Annotated in this window: 15 protein-coding genes and 2 tRNA genes; 8 read left to right on the top strand and 9 right to left on the bottom strand. The window is 33.6% G+C overall.

The annotated features are described in order from the left end of the window. Positions 1–420: 420 nt before the first annotated feature. Both ACODSB_RS23425 and ACODSB_RS23420 read right to left on the bottom strand, forming a co-directional pair. The gene (locus ACODSB_RS23425) at positions 421–1,803 is read right to left on the bottom strand and encodes an ammonium transporter (RefSeq protein WP_053469926.1); all 1,383 of its coding nucleotides are present in this window, start codon (positions 1,801–1,803) and stop codon (positions 421–423) included. 263 nt (positions 1,804–2,066) lie between these two features. Further along, positions 2,067–2,555: a nuclear transport factor 2 family protein gene (locus tag ACODSB_RS23420; protein WP_488938809.1), complete on the bottom strand. Its 489-nt coding sequence runs from the start codon at positions 2,553–2,555 to the stop codon at positions 2,067–2,069. A gap of 327 nt (positions 2,556–2,882) precedes the next feature. Here ACODSB_RS23420 and ACODSB_RS23415 point away from each other — a divergent pair, with 327 nt between their 5' ends. Continuing rightward, positions 2,883–3,560: a hypothetical protein gene (locus tag ACODSB_RS23415; protein ID WP_488938808.1), complete on the top strand. Its 678-nt coding sequence runs from the start codon at positions 2,883–2,885 to the stop codon at positions 3,558–3,560. Between the two features lie 157 nt (positions 3,561–3,717). Here ACODSB_RS23415 and ACODSB_RS23410 read toward each other — a convergent pair whose 3' ends face one another. The 3 genes from ACODSB_RS23410 to ACODSB_RS23400 form a co-directional block, all read right to left on the bottom strand. After that, the gene (locus ACODSB_RS23410; protein ID WP_053469929.1) at positions 3,718–4,032 is read right to left on the bottom strand and encodes an HPF/RaiA family ribosome-associated protein; all 315 of its coding nucleotides are present in this window, start codon (positions 4,030–4,032) and stop codon (positions 3,718–3,720) included. A 681-nt stretch (positions 4,033–4,713) separates the two neighbouring features. Then, positions 4,714–5,499 (bottom strand): HNH endonuclease, encoded by a 786-nt coding sequence (locus tag ACODSB_RS23405; RefSeq protein ID WP_488938807.1) that lies wholly within the window; start codon positions 5,497–5,499, stop codon positions 4,714–4,716. Positions 5,500–5,674: 175 nt separating this feature from the next. Next, positions 5,675–8,137: an AsmA family protein gene (locus ACODSB_RS23400; protein ID WP_488938806.1), complete on the bottom strand. Its 2,463-nt coding sequence runs from the start codon at positions 8,135–8,137 to the stop codon at positions 5,675–5,677. A 241-nt stretch (positions 8,138–8,378) separates the two neighbouring features. Here ACODSB_RS23400 and trxA point away from each other — a divergent pair, with 241 nt between their 5' ends. After that, the gene (trxA, locus tag ACODSB_RS23395; protein WP_008466289.1) at positions 8,379–8,696 is read left to right on the top strand and encodes a thioredoxin; all 318 of its coding nucleotides are present in this window, start codon (positions 8,379–8,381) and stop codon (positions 8,694–8,696) included. Positions 8,697–8,894: 198 nt separating this feature from the next. On the opposite strand, the gene ACODSB_RS23390 is transcribed toward trxA, so the two are convergent. Together ACODSB_RS23390 and ACODSB_RS23385 are read right to left on the bottom strand one after the other, a co-directional pair. Beyond that, entirely contained in the window at positions 8,895–10,970 is a 2,076-nt protein-coding gene (locus ACODSB_RS23390; RefSeq protein ID WP_488938805.1) for a tetratricopeptide repeat-containing sensor histidine kinase, read from the bottom strand. After that, the gene (locus ACODSB_RS23385) at positions 10,971–11,675 is read right to left on the bottom strand and encodes a LytR/AlgR family response regulator transcription factor (protein WP_053469936.1); all 705 of its coding nucleotides are present in this window, start codon (positions 11,673–11,675) and stop codon (positions 10,971–10,973) included. A 203-nt stretch (positions 11,676–11,878) separates the two neighbouring features. Here ACODSB_RS23385 and ACODSB_RS23380 point away from each other — a divergent pair, with 203 nt between their 5' ends. The 6 genes from ACODSB_RS23380 to ACODSB_RS23355 all read left to right on the top strand — a co-directional run bounded on the left by ACODSB_RS23380 (position 11,879) and on the right by ACODSB_RS23355 (position 17,593). Further along, a complete protein-coding gene (locus ACODSB_RS23380) occupies positions 11,879–12,430 on the top strand; it encodes a hypothetical protein (protein ID WP_488938804.1) in 552 nt (183 codons plus the stop codon). A gap of 39 nt (positions 12,431–12,469) precedes the next feature. Next, positions 12,470–13,054 carry a DUF4082 domain-containing protein gene (locus ACODSB_RS23375; RefSeq protein ID WP_256636712.1) on the top strand — a complete coding sequence of 195 codons (585 nt, stop codon included), beginning with the start codon at positions 12,470–12,472 and terminating at the stop codon, positions 13,052–13,054. 264 nt (positions 13,055–13,318) lie between these two features. Then, a complete protein-coding gene (locus tag ACODSB_RS23370) occupies positions 13,319–15,892 on the top strand; it encodes a M1 family aminopeptidase (protein ID WP_488938803.1) in 2,574 nt (857 codons plus the stop codon). Continuing rightward, on the top strand, positions 15,889–16,815 hold the full coding sequence (locus ACODSB_RS23365; RefSeq protein WP_053469940.1) for a DUF58 domain-containing protein: 927 nt from the start codon (positions 15,889–15,891) through the stop codon (positions 16,813–16,815). The genes ACODSB_RS23370 and ACODSB_RS23365 overlap by 4 nt, the downstream gene beginning before the upstream one ends. 86 nt (positions 16,816–16,901) lie before the next feature. Beyond that, a tRNA-Asp gene (locus ACODSB_RS23360) sits at positions 16,902–16,975 on the top strand. Between the two features lie 544 nt (positions 16,976–17,519). Then, positions 17,520–17,593, top strand: a tRNA-Asp gene (locus tag ACODSB_RS23355). A 221-nt stretch (positions 17,594–17,814) separates the two neighbouring features. Here ACODSB_RS23355 and ACODSB_RS23350 read toward each other — a convergent pair. Together ACODSB_RS23350 and ACODSB_RS23345 are read right to left on the bottom strand one after the other, a co-directional pair. Further along, positions 17,815–18,210: a hypothetical protein gene (locus ACODSB_RS23350; protein WP_488938802.1), complete on the bottom strand. Its 396-nt coding sequence runs from the start codon at positions 18,208–18,210 to the stop codon at positions 17,815–17,817. A 333-nt stretch (positions 18,211–18,543) separates the two neighbouring features. Beyond that, entirely contained in the window at positions 18,544–19,170 is a 627-nt protein-coding gene (locus ACODSB_RS23345; RefSeq protein ID WP_488938801.1) for a hypothetical protein, read from the bottom strand. Between the last annotated feature and the right edge of the window lie 97 nt (positions 19,171–19,267).

The following is a 19,267-nucleotide window of genomic DNA, read 5'->3' as shown; positions in this document are numbered from 1 at the left end:
GCACGAATTTTCACGAATTAATTTTTGCCACAGATTATTAGGATTAAAAAGATTTTTCTAAACACTAATTTTTTATATCTCGTAGATTATATATCTGTAGAAAAAATGTGATAGGAATAAAAATGTCTCGTAGGGACTATATGTTTTAGATTGTTTGCCACAAATTGCACGATTTTTCACGAATTAATTTTTGCCACAGATTATTGGGATTAAAAAGATTTTCCGAAACACTAATCTTGTATATTTTGGAGAGATTATATATCGGTAGAAAAAATGTGATAGCAATAAAAAATGTCCCGTAGGGACTATATATTCTAAATTGTTTGCCACGAATTACACAAATTTCCACTAATTTTTTTTCGATCATACTGATTAAATTAATTCGTGAAAATTCGTGAAATTCGTGGCAAAACTTTATTTTCAACCGTAATGCGGTTCTGTAATTGGTTTTAATTTTGGATCTAATGTTTCGTCGTGCTGCGATAAATCAAGCCCGATATGTTCGTTTTCTTCAGAAACACGAAGCGGAATAATGAAATTGGTTACTTTAAATAAGAAATAAGCCCCAAAGAAAGTAAAGATTGAAACCAGAACCAATGCCATCATATGATGTGCAAATACATTCCAGCCGCCGTGTAATAAACTTGCATTTTCGCCATGCGCAAAAATAGCGGTTAGAATCATTCCCATAATTCCTCCAACGCCGTGACAGGCAAAAACATCAAGCGTATCATCAAATCTTTTTGATAAACGACAATTTACAACAGAGTTTGAAACCAAAGCCGTAATGAATCCGAAGAACATACTTTCTGGAACTGAAACAAATCCTGCGGCTGGCGTTATGGCAACTAAACCAACAACAGCTCCGATACAAGCTCCAAGAGCAGAAACTTTTCTACCGTTCATTCTATCGAAGAAAACCCAGGTTAACATGGCTGCCGCCGATGAAGTTGTAGTAGTTGCAAAAGCCATAGCAGCAGTTCCGTTGGCAGCAAGCGCAGAACCAGCGTTGAATCCGAACCAGCCAAACCATAACATTCCAGTTCCTAATAATACAAACGGAATATTGGTTGGAATATGCTGACTGTTTTTTCTTTTTCCTAAAACTAAAACGCCCGCCAAAGCTGCAAAACCAGAACTCATGTGAACTACGGTTCCTCCTGCGAAATCTTTTACGCCAAAATAACTTCCTAAAACTCCTGTTGGATACCAAACAGAATGGCACAAAGGCGCATAAATAAAAATGGTAAACAAACTGATGAATAATAAATACGATATAAAACGAACACGTTCTGCAAACGAACCTGTAATAATTGCCGGAGCGATAATAGCAAATTTCATTTGGAACAAGGCAAATAACATAAAAGGAATTGTACTTGCCAATTTTTTATGAGGCAGGATATTTACATAATCCATAAAGGCAAAAGTGGTTGGATTTCCGAAGAAACTATAAAAGTGATCTCCAGAACCAAAACCTACAGGTTCACCAAATGCAAGACTAAAAGCGACAACAACCCATAAAAGTGTTACCACACCCAGACAGATAAAACTTTGCAGCATTGTCGAAATCACATTTTTACGGCCTACCATTCCACCATAAAAGAAAGATAATCCCGGCGTCATGATTAAAACCAGACAACAAGAAGTTAACATCCAGGCAACATCCGCAGGGACGATGTGATCGGTTGTGCCAAATTCAGACAATACATAACTATTTTCAGTAACATTTGGCCAAAAAGCCCCAATAATACAAACGATGCTGATAATGATAAAGGAAATGATCCAGCGTTTCTCTATTTTCATTTTTTCAAATACTTTATTGAACCCTATTTTTTTTGGGGTCAAAGTTAAAAAAAATTAAATATTTAGATTTCAGGGGCTGTTAAAATAGTGGTTGTGTTTTGATTTTAGTTGATTTTGTAAAATACTGATCGCTTTTTTAATAGTTTTTCATTTTACTATTCCAAAACACACCCAATATTGTCAATTACATTATAATTAATTTGATACCAATGCTTATAAAGTCCTATAAAAGTTATGTTTATAAGAATAAAGCATAAAAATGTTTATTTTTTTTGAAGCTTCACAATCAATGCGTCTTCAATTGGTGCTTTTATTTTAGTTACGGCATCAACCTCATCATTCGGAATTGTCATCGACAATACATAATGCTGAATTTTCCATTCTTTGCCCACTTTTACCAAAACTCCAGAACCACGGCAGATTTTCATTTGCGTATCTAATAATTCATCAAACCAAGCTGTTTTTCCCGATTTGTCAAAAAAGATATGACGTTCAAGCGCTTTAAAATTCCAGGTTGTTCCTTTGTCGAAAAACGGTTTTGCCCAGATTGAGAATTCTTTTTTCGTCCAGTTTTCGGTTGCGTCAGTTCCTATGTAAATCGCATCATCTGCCAAAGCACTAAAATAAGCATCAAATTTTACCTCACCAGCAGCTTTATGCCACGCATCAAGAGTTTGATTGATTTTGTCTTTGTCGGTTTGAGCATTTGCAAAAGAAGCAACGAATAAAAGTAGTAGAATTGTTTTTTTCATGAGAGATTTTATTTGAGATTAAAGATAAGGAATTTTTGATGGCGCACGGATTTTACAGGTTTAACCAATTTTTCTCATTTTATGTCATTTCGACGAAGGAGAAATCTCCACGAGAAGCTCGACAAAGATTGGATTCTAGGGATGGAGTTACTTACGGAGATTTCTCCTTCGTCGAAATGACAAACAGTATCTTAATTAATTTACTTTAACAAAAACTCAGAGTTTTTGAGAGATTAAACGACAAAGCGACTTAAATTATCTTACATAACTTATATGGTTTAATCTCAAAAAGTGATTATATTTGAGTGCTTTAAAATATCCCAAATTATGAACCCGAAAATCTTTATAAGTTCACTCGCTATAACCTCATTACTTTTTGTTTCCTGCAAAAAGGAATTAGAACCACAAGAAAGTACTGCAACATCTGAATTGGTAAGACTTGGGCTTGCAAAAGACACAACAAAAACACCTTCAGTAGTACAGCAAACTCAGCCTTCGCCTTCAAACCCAAACACCGTTTTAAGCGATACAAAAGGATTAAATCCGGCTCACGGACAACCGGGACACCGTTGCGATATTGCTGTTGGAGCACCTTTAAATTCGGCACCAACACAACAAGTGCAGCAAGTACAACAAGTTCCAGCGCAAGCTGGACAAACGGTACAAGTAAATCCGAATCAAAAAAATGTGGTTACGACTACAGTAGCTGCGCCTGTAAAAGTTGGAAAAGGAATGAATCCGTCGCACGGGCAGCCGGGGCATAGATGTGATATTCCGGTTGGAGCGCCTTTAAATTCTCCAGTAGCGGCTAAAACTACTCCCGCAGCTTCGACACCACAAGGCGGAACAATGACACAAAATGTAACCGTTCCTGCAGGAAATCCAGTTCCGGCTCTATTAAGCACAGATGCAAATAAAACAGTTGCAGAAGGAATGAACCCGGCGCACGGTCAGCCAGGACATCGCTGCGACATCGCCGTAGGAGCACCTCTGCCAAAATCATAAAGAAAAGTTGCAAAGTGACAAAGTAACAAAGATGCAAAGTAAAACAAGCGCAAAGAAAACTTTGAACCTTTGTCACTTTGCATCTTTGTACCTTTTCAAAATACATAAAAAAAAGACGTTTCAATCTGAAACGTCTTTTTTTTATGTATTTTGAAATTTAGTGCGCTTTTAGTTTTTCGAAAGTTGTAGTAAGTGTTTTTTTAGCTTTGCTCAAAGCACCGTTAAAAGCTTTTTCAAGAGTTTCGGCATGTTCAGTTACAGTGATTGGCTGTAGTTTTGCTGTACGAACTTCAAGAACACATTTTTTATCATTTAGGCTGAATTTCTCTCCATTTTCATCTCCAAAATGTACTTCAATGCGTGTGATTTTATCTTCAAAACGCGCTAAACCTTTTTCTAATTCCTCAGAGAAATATTTTTCTAATCTTTGGTGTCCTTCGATGTTTTTGTCGGTATTGATTTGAATCTTCATAACGGTTTATATTTAATGTTTGTTTCTCAAAGCTATTTTTTTTGGACCGAAAAGCCAAGCGAGTTAATAAAACATTATGATATTTTTATTGTTAATTTTTTATTCTGAAGAAGGAAGAATCGCATTAGAAACGCCACAACAACGAGTAAACTAAATTGTAAGAAAACCACATAATCTGCTCAGTTTTTTTAATACATTTGCAGTCCTAAACATCGAGAATATGAACACAACAAAACTTTTTGCCCGTATGATACGCTGGCGGTATTGGAAACAACCACAACGCGTTCTCGAAGGCGTAGGACAGCTAACTCATACGGGTTTTATATTTCCTAAATTTCGAGATTATAAGTACAAACACCCTTTCCAAAGAAACCGAAATTCGTTTAGCAGATTTCTTCAACAAAACTGTTGATCCAGAAAGTCTTGCAAAAGCGATTCGTCAAATTAATTATTTAATTGCTTTAAGTATAATTCGGGATTGCGAAACTTTTCAAAACGAAAAAATAAATCTTGAAAAAGGTTATTATTGGCTGAATGAATTAGCCGAGATTTTGAATCCTTATTTTGAGGTTGAGTAATTTGAGGATTATGTAATAAAATTTACCCGTATGGTATGGTGGCAGTACTGGAAACAAATGCAACGCTCTTTTTGCAGCGTAGGACACCTATAATTATGCGGGTTTATTCTTTATTGAAAATTGTATCTAAATGATATTCTAAAAACTCTTTTCTTGGTAAATACTTTTGAGCTTTAAGTATTTCTTGATTCTCAATTGCAGCAAAATATTTGTGAAAGTATTCACTGTTCTTTTTATTTTTTAGAGAATCGGAAAATATTATTTTGTGGTCAGGATTTATTCCGATTAATCCTTTATCGAAAGCTTTGTCATAAAGTGCAGAGAAACAAATTCCATTTTCAGGATTTAAGCGAAACTCTTCATTTGTAGACCAAGGCATTATATGACTTGCAAATAATAATTCTGGGATATCAATACCTGTTATAGCACATTTATTATTGTAATTTGTGAGAACTATTTTTCTAAAGACGCATTGATTTATTCGAGTTTTTACTTCTCTAAGTTTAGTTTCTCCTTTTAAATCTTTTAAATTTTCTAAATCAATAAGAATGTCTTTATACTTATTTTCAATAGAGGTATTTTCTTTTTTTGCTAAGATACTTTCGCTTTGAAATATTAATTCTTCTTTGTCATCAAAGAATTCATTCCATATAGGTTCAACTTGTCTTCTCGCATTTCCCAAACCTTTAACACCTCTTTGTTGATGAAAAGGATCTACACTTGCAAAGTTAGAAAGTCTCATTGCTACTGCACTGGGAGTTCTGCCAAGAATTTCGGCTAATCTTTTTACATCAGGATTCTTAGAATGTATCTTTCCAAATTCAATTGTAAGATACAAGTTAAAGGCAACGATTAATTCTTCTCGTGTCCAAAGGTTTTTGGGTGGCATTTTTGGATAATTTGTTCTCCAGTAAATATAAATAATAAATATTTAATCTGGTTGTAATTTCGACGCAAGGAGAAATCGCACAAGTATTTCCGTGCAGAAATTCGCCAATCTTTATAGAATTTCTAGTGCGATTCCTCGTTCCTCGGAATGACAAAATTATGACGATAATTGTTGCTTATTTCTCCTTCTTTCCCCACTTAATCTTCATTTTCCCACCATCATCAACAGCAAGTAAGTGAAGTACAATACCACGTTCACGAACCGCATCACGTTCGGCTTTGCTGGCTAGTTTGGCGTCGTTTTTAGAATTTCTTAGTGGGATTGTCAGGGCGAGATTGGTACCTCGGCCGAAAGAATAAATTCCGTCAACATCGATATTTAGGACGCTTGAACTTATGGTTAAATTATTTACGTCGATTTGTTCTCCGCGCATGTTGAGGTTTCCGGATAAATCGCTGAAAGTTATATTCTTGACATCGCGAAACGGGAAAGCAAATTTGCCCACTTTTACAATTGGTTCAAAGTTGAGCAATGCACCTTGATTGACGGTGAAATTCAGTTTTCCATGCATCGAATTGGTGATTAATTCTCCGCGGCTGTTGATAAATCCGCTTACGTTTGCGGTGCTTGTTAATCTTCCTTTTATATTATTCGGATTAAAGGAGGTGATCCCGAAGTTGTTGAACGATTTCAAAAAACTAGCAATATCAACACGGTTTACCTGCGCGTTTGAACTGAAGGCATAATTTTTTCCGCTTGGTAATACTTCGCTGTTAAAAGTGATGCTTCCGCCAGAAGTTTGGAGCGAACCATTTTTTATGACCAATTTAGAATTCAACATTGAGATTGTTGCTCTGGTATTGGTTGCGGTTAGCTTGTTGTAATTGATTTTATCTGCTTTAATGTCAATTACCACAATGCAATTTTCAATTACGTTTCGCAAATGATTGGAAATCGTCGTTCTTTTATTGTATTTAAGTGCAGCTTTCTTTTTTTGTGAAGTTGCCAAAACGCCCAAAAATTGTTTAAGATCAATATTAGGACAATAAATGTTCCAGTTTACTACCATTTTTTCGGGAGCATCGTAATAGAGGTTTAGAAAATTATCGATTTTTCCGTCTATAAAAATGGTGTTCTTTTTGTGTTTGTAGGCAATTTGTTTAATGAATAAAGCTTTCTCGGTAAAATCAAGATGAATATTGGTTTTTACGGCCTGAATATTTTTCGGAATATAATGAAACGAAGCATCATCAACATCGACATTTCCTATAAATCTTGGCTTGGTAATGTACAAATCGACAATATCAAACTGAAATTTTAACTTGGCTTTGGCGTGGCCTTCTTCAAAATGAATCCACTTTTCGTTGCTTACCTGATTGAGTCTTTCGATATCAAAATCAGAACTTACGTTTCCGGTTGCAATTGGTTTTTCGAGATTGCTAATTACAACTTGCGGAATTGTAAGCGGAATATTTTCATATTCTCCCGAAAAATGGGTTAGAATTACGGCAGAATTTGGATCGTTAAACCCGTCTTTTGGTTTGAAATTATTGGTAAAAATTCCTCTGAAACTGCATTTGTCAATTCGTCCGTCGGGAATTGTGAGTTCGTTGTTTTTGGCTACAGCCTGAACCACAATTTTAGGATCGTCGTGAACATTCAAATCCCCTTTTAGATCGCAGTTTACGTCGATTGGTTTTTTCAAATCAAATCTATCCAGTTTTGAGCTGATATTTCCTGACAATAAATTAGAAGCGTTGCTCCATAAAATACGAGTATTGATATTGATTCCGAAAAGAGAATTGGTTTTGCCAATATTGAAATAAGCCACAATATCAAATGAATCAGAACCAATTTTTAAGTTTTTGGTCGAAACATCAATTTTTTGTTTTTCAGCTTGATAAGAAACGGCCAGCGTTCCTTTAAGTTCTTTTTGTTTGGCAAAACTTCCGTGAATGGTATTAAAAGCTAAACTGTTTATTTGAGTATCGATAAACAAATCGGTATTCCAGTTGTCTCCGTCATAATCAACTTTTGATTTTAAACTGTGAACATCAAAATCAAACAATTTATTTCCCAGTTGATTATCTATAATAATATGAACATCGCTGAGGTCGATTTCGTCAATCGTGGTTTCGGGTTTTGATTTGTTTTCGGGAGATTTTTTCTTTTTCGGTTTAAAAATATCAGAGTTTGTATAACCGTCTTTAGTTTTGTAAATATAAATATCGGCGTCGTTAATCAAGATTTTATGAATGTTGACTTCATTTTGCAGCAAACTCCAAACGTTTAAACGTGCTTCGATTTCCTGTGCTTTCAGTAAAGTATGATGGTGCGTATTCCATTTATTGTCCTTGAGTTCGACATGTTTTAAGGCCAAAGTAAAATTAGGGAAACCGGTTAAAAACTTATATTGAAAATCGCCAATATGAAACTTTCCGTTTATATTCTCATTAATCTTGGTATTGATCTTAGCAATAATCTCGGTTTTATTCTGATTGAAGTAAATCGATAATCCTCCACAAGTCAATAAAAGCAATCCAATTAGTATCAAAATAAAAATACCAAAACGTTTGGCGTATTTTTTAAAATGAACCGACTGGAAAAATGTTTTTATTTTGTGTAAAGTTTCCTTCATTTTGTGTGGATTTTACGGACTAATAAAGATAAGTATAAAAAACGACTTTCTTTACGATAGTTAGAGCTTGTAAATAAAGAACATGTGAATGTTATAATAATTGACGATACATTTATAATCAAAACTAATTTGGGAATGGTGTATGATTTGTTTTTAATTTTTAACTTTGTACCTCAGTTTTGAAAGTATTTAAAAAGTCTCCCGAGACAAAAGCTGAGAATAACTTTAAAGAAAAATAATTATGGCATTAGCAATAACAGATGCTACTTTTGACGAAGTAGTTTTAAAATCAGATAAACCAGTAATGGTAGATTTTTGGGCAGCATGGTGCGGTCCTTGTAGAATGGTTGGTCCAATCATTGACCAATTAAGCGAAGAATATGCAGGTAAAGTTGTGGTTGGTAAAGTAGATGTAGATGCTAACCAGGAATTTGCTGCTAAATATGGTGTGCGTAACATACCAACCGTTTTGGTGTTTCAAAATGGTGAAGTAGTAGGAAAACAAGTAGGAGTTGCTCCGAAACAAGCCTACGCTGACAGCTTAGACGCTTTGTTGTAATCGTAAGATTATGATTTATATAAAAAAGGCCTGATTTTTTCAGGCCTTTTTTATTGTTTAAATATTTGACAAGTTTTTTTGCCACGAATTTCCCGAATTTCCACGAATTAGGATTTAAAAAGCAAAATTTCCACGGTAGTTTTGAACATAAAACAAGAAAAAAATTCGTGAAAATTCGTGTAATTCGTGGCAAACTTTTTAAAATATAATCGTAAAAGTTGTTCCGAAATCTGGTTTTGAAGAGACTTCGATTTTGCAATTGATTGCCGTTGCGAGATCCCGAATTAAATGCAATCCTAAACCGGATTTGATCCCTATAACTTCTGAATCGTCATAAAGGGCTTTGAATTTTTCCTGATTTCCGCCTGCGCCGTTATCGGTTATAGAGAGAAAAATTTGATTGTTTTCCTGCCAGGCTTTCCATATTATTTTTGGGTTTTCTCTTTTATCAAGCGCTTTTATGGCGTTTCCGGTTAAGTTTCTTATAATGGTTTTCAGGTAATTTTCATCTGTAGTAAGAATAATGTTTTCAGGATTTTCAAAAGACATTGAAATATTATCATTGCTCGAAAAATGCTTTTGTATTTCATCAAAAATAACATCAACGGGAATTTCTTTAAAATGAGGTTTGAAGTTTTCCATCTGACCTTTACTCCAAAGTAAAATATCTTCCATTGAGGTTAATAAATTTTCAGCTCCCGAAATTACTTTGGTCTGCATTCTCGCAGCCGTTTCTTCATCAATCAATTCCGGATTTTCTTTTTGAAGATGTAAAAAATGGATCAAATTAGAAACCGGACTTCTTAAATCATGATTTAAAATGCTAAAGAATCTCGCTTTAATTTTATTGGCTTCGTCTAATTCCTGATTTAAAACCTGTAATTTCTGATTGGTTTTTTTTCTGTTTTGATTTTGGTTGAATAATAACAATCCGATAATTGCAACCAATGCTAATCCCGAAATTAAATAAATGCGCTGTTTTTTAGCTTCATCAATCTGGATGTTTTTAATTGTGTTTTCAGTGGAAAGATTGTTGATTTTTTGCTGTTTGGTTTTATTTTGATAACGGGCTTCGGCATTTGCAATACTTTGTTTCGCCGATTCGTGCATCATTTCGTCGTTGTATTTGCTATAGATTTCGTTATAATGAAACGCTTCTTCCCAAAGTCCCAGCGCAGCATAACTTTGAGAGAGTTTTTTATTTATAGTAACGAAGAATTCTTTGTCATAATTTAAAGCATTTACCGATGCTTTTTTCAAGGTTTCAATCGCACTTTTATAATCTTTTTTTTCATATAAAACTCTTCCCATTATTGTATTGGCTTCCATCAGAATTTCTTCATCTGTTGATTTCTGCCCAAATAGAACAGCTTTTTTAGCATAATTATACGCTGTATTGATCTGGCCTTTATCTGCATAAAATTTAGACATGCTTTGGTTCGCAAAACTCAAATTAAGAAACAGAGAATCTTTTACAGTTGGATACGTATAAATTAACTTGTAATACTTCAAAACGCTGTCTGATTTTTTCTGGGCGGCAAAACACTGCATATAATAATTGCACGAAAATGCGCTTACATATGGAGATGTTTTTATATAAGGTTTTGCTTCGTTTAAATATTCAATTGCTTTATCAAATTGTTTCATTTTGATATACGCACTCGCAATCTGGCTGTACGAAACACCAATATTTTCAATATTTGGAGTGCTTTTTTTAAGCAGTTTTTTATACGTTATCGCTTTTAGCTGATATTTAATAAAGTTTTCATATTGAGCATAATCTAGATAATATTCGCCTAAACTTCCATTAAGTACAGCTTGTGTATAAGTGTTTTTTGTAGTGTCGAGAACTTGTTTGATATAAACAATTAAGTTTTTCCTTTTTAAAGTATCATTCAGCGAATAATAAATATAATTGAGCCGCATTAAGGCCGAAGTTTTATTTTTTAGATGATTTCCTATTTGGGCATATTTCAAAGATTGCTCATAATTAACCAAAGCCTTTTGATATTGGTTATTGCTAAATTCATAAGCAGTTCCAATATAAAGATAAAACCGGCTTGTGTAGGCAGGATGATTTTTAGAAAGCTCAATTCCTTTTTGTCCAGCAATTATTACTTTCGAATAATCTTCTTTGTCTAAAAGTTCTGTGGAATATTTCAGCCAGATTTTTAATTTTTCGTTTGTAGTTTTATATCGGGACAAATTCGGTTCCTGTTGTGCAAAAACAGAAATATTGATAAAGAACAAAAACAAAAACCCGGCTTTTTTCATCTAAATCAGGTTTAAGTTTTCTTTGTAACTTCTCCCAACCGGAATCGTGACATTATTGTTTAAAATGATTTCCGTAGAATTCATCTTCTGAATAAACTGCTTTTGAACGGCATAACTTCTGTGAATTCTTATAAACGATTGAAAATGATCTTCTTTTAAAAGATTTCCAATACTCGATAAAACGCAATGCCTTTTTTTATCGGTAATAATCAAAGTATAATCTTTTAAAGCTTCGAGATATAAAATTTCGTGAAGTTTCACTTTAGTCTGATCGTGGCCTTCTTTTATATAAATAGTATCACCGCCAATGCTGGCTTCAAAAAGGGAAGCTTTTAGTTTGATTTCCATAAACTCTTCAATTCGGCTTACGGTTTGCGTAAAGCGATCCAGTTTTAAAGGTTTTACGATAAAGTCCAGCGTTTCTATTTGAAAACTTTCAACCGCATGTTCAGGATGTGCAGTAATAAAAACACAAACCGGAATTTCCAGAGCTTGTTTCCTGAATTCAATACCGTTTAAATCCGGCATATCAATATCCAGAAATAAAATATCAACTTTTTTTTCTTCAATAAACGGAAGCGCATCTTCAGCAGAATCAAAAACACCTAAAATATCCAGAATCGGGAATTTTTTAGCAAAAGACAATACAGTAAGTCTGTCAATTTCGTCGTCATCAACAATAATACAAGAGTATTTTTTCATCATTCAAACTATGTTTTATGTCGTCTGTCTATTTAAAATGTTGTTTGTCTATTCGCTGTTTTTGCCCATGTTTTATTGGCGCACATTTGCCTTGTAATTAATTCAGGAGCTCAAAATAACTATCCCTGACAGCTTTAGGATTTCTACAAAAATAATGTTATTGAATTAAATAAGAACGATTTGACCAATTTAAAACTAAAATTATTATGAAATTTTCTAAAACCCTTTTATCAATTTTTTTACTAGCAATTTTTACAATTTCATGCAGCAGCGATGACGGAACAGACGGAGTAGACGGAACTAACGGAGTTGATGGCGCTGTTGGTGCAACAGGACCGGCCGGAACAGCAAATGTTATTTACAGCGCATGGCTTACAGCGCCTACAGCAGTCGCAGAAACAATAGATGGAACCTCTGGATTGTCAACTAGTATTGCTGCACCACAATTATCATCAGATATTCTTTCAAAAGGAACCATATTGGTTTATGTGTCTTTTGGAACGGGTACTTACACAGTGCCATATACATCTACAGCAGGCGGATTTGTTAATACAATTACGGCTATTTCTACTGTGCAAAAAATCAAATTATTCAGATTTAGACATGATCAAGGAGGAACGGTAGGTTTGCCAACAAGTCTTAACTGGAGATATATTTTAATTCCCGGAGGAGTTGCGGCAACAGCAAAAACTGCAAAACTAGATTATTCTAAAATGAGCTACGAAGAAGTTTGTGCACGTTTAAATATTCAGCCGTAAGCTTAATAAATCAAATAAGAACTAATAAATAAAGATATTATGAAAACTTTAAAAACACTTTTTACCATTTTATTCGTTGCAATTTCTATTACTTCGTGCAGCAGTGATGACGATAAAGATAATACGCCGACTTTTGAAACAGAAAACCCGCTTGCAGTTTATTATACTCAAACCGGATTTAATACAGTTACTAATTTTGTAAACGCTGGAGATTACGAATTTGGATTGGTTTTTACACCAACTGTAAAAGGAAATATTAAAGCCATTACGTTAAAACTGCCTGCTGCAAATTCTGCAGTGCGTGTAACGATTTGGGACTATGCAGGAAAAGCAGTATTGCGTTCAGAAACTGTAAATGTTGCCACAGCAGATGTTCAGGTTACTAAAGAAATCAGTGTTTTTGCTCTTGAAAAAGATAAAAAATACATGATTACAATGAATTCTAATGATTGGTATAAAAAGGCCAAAGCAGATCTAACCAATACTGTTTATCCTATTACTGCCGGACATATCATATTTAATGAATATAGATGGATCAGCGGAACATCACAAACTTTCCCAACCAATGTTTCTGCAAATTATAATGCAGGAGATTTAAGTTTTGATTTTCAACAAACTGAATAATTTTATTTTTGGATAGTTTAATTAGTGAGTTTGTAAAAAGGTTTGACAATCGTCAAACCTTTTTTTGTTTTTGCCATGAATTAAGCCAATTTCAATGAGTTTTTATTTTGCATACCTTACGATCTTTTCCTGTAAAATATTTAAAAATTGATTTCTTTAGTTTCAAACAGATAATATAATTCGTAAAAATTAGTCCCATTCGCGGCTGGCTTTTTTAAATGTTTGTTTTTTCCTATTTTTAACGAATCTTATATATCTTTAAAAATGAAAATCTTCTATAGCTTTCTTTGTTTTATTGTGTTAATTACAAATGGTTTTTCTCAATCAAAAGAAAAAGAAAGTGCGTTTTTAGAAAATGGAGTTTCAGAACAATTGGCTCAATTTCGTAAAAACCAAATTTCAGATATTCAATACGAATTGTCTTTTGAAATCCCAATACAGAAAGAAGAGAATATTAATTCTCATTTGAATATAAATTTGAATTTATCTGGTTTAAGCCAGCCTTTACTTTTAGATTTTAAAGAGAAAACTTCAAACATAAAAACAATTGAAGTAAACGGAAAAAATACTGCAATTGTTCACGAAAACGGACATATTGTAATTTCTCCTTCGGCTTTAGTTTTAGGAAAAAATACAGTTGTTGTTTCCTTCATCGCAGGCAATTTATCTTTAAACCGAAACGACGATTTTCTTTATACACTTTTAGTTCCCGATCGCGCAAGTACATTATTCCCATGTTTTGATCAGCCAGATATAAAAGCCACTTATAAACTGAGTCTTTCCGTTCCAAAAGACTGGTTGGTTTTGGCTGGAGCCGATGTAAAAGAGAAAGTCGAAAAAGGCGATTTCATAACATACAATTTTGGAGAATCAGATAAAATGAGTACGTATTTATTTTCTTTCGCTGCCGGAAAATTCAAAAGCGTTACACAAAAACCGGGTTTAGAAATGACAATGCTGTATCGCGAAAATAACGCAGAAAAGATAAAATCCAGTACCGATACGATTTTTAATCTCCATCAGCAATCTTTAGATTTTCTGGAAAAATATACCAATTATAAATTTCCGTTTCAAAAATTGGATTTCGCTGCAATTCCAGTTTTTCAATATGGCGGAATGGAACATGTTGGTGCCATTCAATATAGAGAATCGACTTTGTTTCTGGACAACAGTGCAACCGACAGCGAGAAATTAAACCGCGCAAAACTTATCGCACACGAAACATCGCATATGTGGTTTGGCGATTTAGTAACGATGAAATGGTTTGACGATGTTTGGATGAAAGAAGTTTTTGCCAATTTTATGGCAGATAAAATCATGAATCCAATTTTTCCGAAAGTCAATCATAATCTTCAGTTTTTTACAGCGCATTATGGTAACGCTTTCGCGGAAGACCGATCTTTAGGCACACATCCGATAAAACAGCATTTAGCAAATTTAAAAGATGCCGGATCGCTTTACGGAGCCATTATTTACAATAAAGCCCCAATTATGATGCGTCAGTTAGAAGCTTCGATGGGCGCAGCGGCTTTTCAAAAAGGAATCGAAAAATACATTAAAAAATATGCTAATAATAACGCCGACTGGAATAATCTCGTAGAAATTCTGGATGCAGAAACACCGCTCGATATGAAAAAATGGAGCGAAGTCTGGGTTAATAAATCCGGAAGGGCCATTTTTACAGATAAAATAGAATACGATTCTAAAGGTCAAATTAAAAAGTTTGAAATTCAGCAAAACGCCGAAGATAAATCGAATAATATCTGGTCTCAGGTTTTTCAAATTGGTTTAGTTTATGATGATAATGTGAAAGTTCTAAACGCTGCTATTAAAGACAAAAACATTGTTTTAAAAGAAGTTGCAGGACTTGAAAAACCAAACATAATTATTTACAATTATAATGGTTTTGGATACGGCGTTTTTCCGCTTGACGGCAATAATTTAGATTATATTTCTACTTTAAAAGATGAGGTTGCAAGAGCTTCGGCTTACAGCAATCTTTATGAAAATATGCTAATTGGGAATATTTCTCCAGATGAAGCTTTTAATTGTTTTTTTAAAGGAATTCAATTTGAAGAAAATGAATTGGTTTTGCGAATTGTATCCAATAATCTGAATACGATTTATTGGAGATTTTTAACCCAAAAAGAGCAAGAAAGAGTTCAGACTTTATTGAGCTATACATTATATTCACGTTTACAGACCAATTCATCTGCCAATGTAAAAAAGACTTTATTTGGTTTGTTTAGTTCAGTTGCGTATTCCTCTTCGGCGAAAGCCAAATTATATCAAGTTTGGAATAAAGAAATCTTAATTCCGGGTTTAAAATTAAACGAAGACGATTTTACGAATATGGCAATGAATCTGGCAATTTTCAAACATGAAAAAGCAGATGAAATTTTAGAAAAAACCAGAACAACGATCTCAAATCCTGATAAACAAAAACGATTTAAATTCCTGCTTCCGTCATTATCAAAAGATGAATCAGTTCGAAATACTTTTATGGAATCTTTAAAAGAGGAAAAAAACCGAGAAAAAGAAGCTTGGGTTGAAATTGGTTTGAGTAATATTCATCATCCGCTTCGTCAGGAAAGTGCACAAAAATATATTAGATTTTCATTAGATTTGGTTGATGAAATCCAACGTACGGGAGATATTTTCTTTCCCAAAGACTGGCTTGAAGATACCGTTGGGAAATATTCGTCTAAATTTGCTTTTGATGAAGTACAGCGATTCTTAAAAGAAAACCCTAATTTTAGTCCGATTCTGAAAAGGAAATTATTTCAGGCCACAGATTTGCTTTACAAAGCACAAAATATTAAAAAAGAAACCGAATGAAAATCGAATCGGAAATAGAGAAAGTTTCAAGTTTTCAGCATCTCGAAATGCTGGCAAATCAGGTTGTAGAAGGTTTTATATCCGGAATGCATAAAAGTCCGTTTCATGGATTTTCGGCCGAATTTGCAGAGCACAAAGTCTATAACGCAGGCGAAAGCACCAAACATATTGATTGGAAATTATTTGCCAAAACCGACCGTTTGTATACGAAACGTTTTGAGGAAGAAACCAATTTACGCTGTCATCTTATTGTCGATAATTCGTCGTCAATGCATTATCCCGAACTAAAATCGAATCAGCCATTTTATGAAAAAAAGATTGGTTTTGCGGTTTTGGCTTCGGCAGTTTTAATGAATATTTTAAAGAAACAGCGCGATGCCGTTGGTTTAAGCGTTTTCTCCGATAAATACGAATATTACGCTCCAGAAAAAGGAAGCGATCGTCACCACAGAATGCTTTTGAATAAACTGGAAGATTTATTGGTTCAGCCAAAAGTCAAAAAAACGACCGATACAATCACATATCTGCATCAAATTGCAGAGAAGATGCATCGTCGTTCGATGATTATTTTGTTTACCGATATGTTTCAGGCCGAAGATGACGAAAAGCTTTTTAACGCTTTACAGCATTTAAAGCACAACAAACATAAAGTAGTTTTGTTTCATGTAGTTGATAATGAGACCGAATTGAAATTTGATTTTGACAACGCACCAAGAAAATTTATCGACTTAGAATCGGGAGAAGAAGTTTCAATTTTTGCCGATAATGTTAAAGTTGAATATGAAAAAAGGGTAGAAGCTTACTTTAAAAACCTGGCTTTAACCTGCGCAAAGAACCAAATTAAGTACGTTCCGGTAAATGTGGGCGACAATTTTGAAAAAATATTGACTACATATTTAGTTGAAAAACAAAACTTTGGCTAAGAATTTGAAAATTTATTTCATTTTTTTTGTCAAAACACTTGCAGAAATGAAATTCTGTACTATCTTTGCAACCGCAATAACGCAGAGGTTTGGTAGTTCAGTTGGTTAGAATACATGCCTGTCACGCATGGGGTCGCGGGTTCGAGTCCCGTCCAGACCGCAATATTGGGAGAAGCCTTTCTTAACAGAAAGGCTTTTTTGCCCAAATACGGTATCTAAGATTAGTTGTGTTGTTTTGCTACGACTTTGTAACTCGTAGCTGGTTTAGTAGTTAGACCAATGAAAAGCTTTCCACTTTTGTGGATGGCTTTTTTGATTTAAGACATATCGAGTTTAACCGCAAAGAGCGCCAAGATTTACACAAAGGTCGCAAAGCTTTAATTAAGCTTTGCGACCTTTGCGCTTTTATACTCATTGCATTTTAAATATAGCCCGTGGTTTCAACCACGGGAAACGGGATTGTGGTCATAATTGTGTCCTCGTGGTTGAAACCACGGGCTATGTTTAAATAGGATAAATATTTTTATTTGACAGAAAACTATCGAGATTTCGGTTAAAAAGAAAGAAAGTTCTTGTTTTTTGGTTTAGTTCTGGAATTTTAAAATATTGGAATTTAACCAATTAAAAATTTCTCAATTTTTATTCCTAAAAACCCTTGCAGAATCCAACTTCTGTTGTATTTTTGCACTCACAATAAAGCAGTGGGTTTGGTAGTTCAGTTGGTTAGAATACATGCCTGTCACGCATGGGGTCGCGGGTTCGAGTCCCGTCCAGACCGCAATATTGGAAGAAGCCTTTCTTAACGGAAAGGCTTTTTTGTTTTTAGATGCTTCTTAAAATTAACAAAAAAAGATAGTTAAGTTTTAGAATTTACATTTTATTATTTTTTAAATAAATTATCTGTTCAGTTTTAGCGAAGTTCTTTTTACTTCTTTTGCTATTTTTAACCAAGATTGTATTCCCTAATCCGTTACCTTGGAATTTTACAAAGATCAATTTTTAGTAGATACGCATAACTGCCCGATCTTTTTCTTCAATTGACCATTGAACCTGCCAAGCTCTACCGTCTATTTGATCAAGCATAATAAAATTATATATATTAGTTGTTGGATAAAGAAAAAATCTACCATTTTTCTCTTCTTCTTTATTTACTAGAGATATGTCCGATAATGTAGTTTCAAACCTTTTTTCGTTTTCTGTATTCCATTGTACTTGTTGCATCTGTCCGCTTCTTGTATTCAATTTTATAAATGTATACATATTTCTTGTCGCGAAAAGTCTATATACAACATCACTGTCTGTTGAAATGTTTTGAATAGGAGCTTGTGATGTACTTTGCGCAAACGAAATCGTTGCAAATAATACAAAAATCAATGTGATTAATCTTGTTTTCATAGTGATTATATCGTTAGGTTCTTGAATTACTGACGGGTCGTTATATGCTGACCGCTAACTAAGTGCTAATATACAAGCAATTTAAGCTGTTTTTTTATAGTATAAAGCTATAATTTGTTATTACCATAAAATAATTGCTTAAAAACATATAATCTTTGGTTGTTTAGTTGTTTTATAACAAGTAAAAGAATAAATTAGTTCGGGGCTTGTATAAGCTATCTTTACTTGCAATAGTTATCATTCACTCTTGTCATTTCATTGTTGGTTTACTTATATTCGCTTATACCTTCTTGTAGTAGGTTAGTTGATTTATTCTAATAAATATTACTCTTATTATACTAAACTGTCTATTTTTCGTTGCAATGCTTGATATAGTTCATTTTTATAATCGATCTTTTTATCTAAGAACATTTCGTAATTTTTAAAAAAAGCTTTGGTTTTTGTACTTCTGTTTGTAGAGGTATTTGTAAGGTCAAATTTTTCTAATTCTTTGAGAAAACCATTTTTCCATATTTTTTGGAAGTTTAAATATTTTTCAGAATTTCTCTTGCCTAGTTTAGTATAATCGATAATTTTTTCATCAGAAATTAAATCTATAAATTGGATAGTCTGAAAGCGATTTATCAATTCTAGATTTATTTCTTCCCAATTAATAATTATGTTGTTAAGAGTTTTTGCTTTTGTTTTATAAAAATCCATTCCAGAAACCTTTTTTATGACTATTTCGAAACGGAAAAACAAAAACTTTTTATGGACATTCATTTTTAAAGGATTGGTCCGAAATTGTTTATCATATTTATTCATTTCTAAATACTTTTCATAAATCTTATATTTATAATTACTGTCCTTACCTTCTTTTGTCTTTTTTCCTTTAAAGTATATTGTGGTTTCGTCAACTTCTCTTTTGAAACTACGGTATTTTGCAAAACAATTAATTACTTCTTTAAAATCAGATTTCAATAAGAGTGTGACACCGCTTTCTAGTTGAGTTACTCGAGCATTCTGGATGTGCTAACTTAGCATGGAGTTCTAGTTAAGAACTAAATCTTAACTTTAG

The organism is Flavobacterium sp. FG68 (genome assembly GCF_057808895.1).
Note: the sequence above shows the minus strand (reverse complement) of the source record. Positions and strands in the feature narration are given on the sequence as shown.